Genomic DNA, 1078 nt, shown 5'->3' with positions numbered 1-1078 from the left:
GACGGATTGTAATATGAAGTGCGACACCAACAGCTAGATAAAAAAATGGCCCATGATTGATTCGTGTAAAATGAAGTTACCACACCACATTTACACAGGAGAATCAATCATGAGTTATTCACATCTTAGCATAACAGAGCGCAGTCAGCTAGCGTTACTCCATCGTCTGGGTTGGTCTACTCGGGCTATTGCCACTGAACTCAAACGACATCACTCTACGATTGCCCGTGAGTTAACTCGGGGAATAGAGGCAGGCGAATATCAAGCCGAGAATGCTCAACATGCGTATGAGCAGCGTCGAGAGAAATCCACTTCCCGTGGCAAATGGACACCTAAACGTGGCTCCTATATTGCCGAGAAATTAGAACAAACCTGGTCTCCTGAGCAAATTTCTGGACGTATGAGCCAGGACTTCCCCGATCAGAAAGTATCGTTTAAAACGATTTATCGCTGGCTCTATCAAGGTTTATTGGTGAAGGGAGATACCACCGTCTTGCGCCAAAAGGGAAAACGCAGACACCCTCGAGAAACGCGTGGTCGATTTAACGTAGGAAAATCCATTCAACAACGACCAAAAGAAGTGAGAAAACGTGAGAGTTTTGGGCATTGGGAACTGGATACGGTAGTTTCCAGTCGGGGAAAAAGCAAAGCATGCGTCGCCACGTTTGCCGAGCGTAAGACCCGTCTCTATCTTGCCATCAAGATGCCTGATCGAACTGCAAGATCCTTCGAGATGGCATTTGGAGTGATTGCTGGCTCTTTTCCTAAAGGTACATTTCAAACAGCCACTGTTGATCGTGGAAAGGAATTTGCCTGTCATGAACGATTGGAGGCAGACCATGGCCTGGATATTTACTTTGCCGATCCATATTCCTCGTGGCAACGAGGCACCAACGAGAATGCCAATGGGCTTCTCCGTGAATTTTTCCCTAAAGGTAAAGATTTTGCTGAAGTATCAACGGAAGAATTGATCCATGCGTTATATCTCATTAACAATCGTCCAAGAAAGTGTTTGGGTTGGAAGACCGCCTACGAATCATTCATGGAGGCAGTGTCGCACTTGGCTTGACAATCCGTC

1 protein-coding gene is annotated in these 1078 nt (G+C 46.3%); it reads left to right on the top strand.

The annotated features are described in order from the left end of the window. Window positions 1–109 precede the first annotated feature (109 nt). Window positions 110–1069, top strand: a complete 960-nt coding sequence (locus AC27IT_RS27665) for an IS30 family transposase (protein WP_007786161.1) — start codon at window positions 110–112, stop codon at window positions 1067–1069. Window positions 1070–1078: the final 9 nt, after the last annotated feature.

The organism is Brevibacillus sp. YAE8 (assembly GCF_057543335.1).
This window is presented reverse-complemented; position numbering and strand designations above follow the sequence as displayed.

Coding starts and splice junctions, on each gene's coding strand:
- AC27IT_RS27665 (WP_007786161.1), top strand. CDS start 110: ATGAGTTATTCACATCTTAGCATAACAGAGCGCAGTCAGCTAGCGTTA.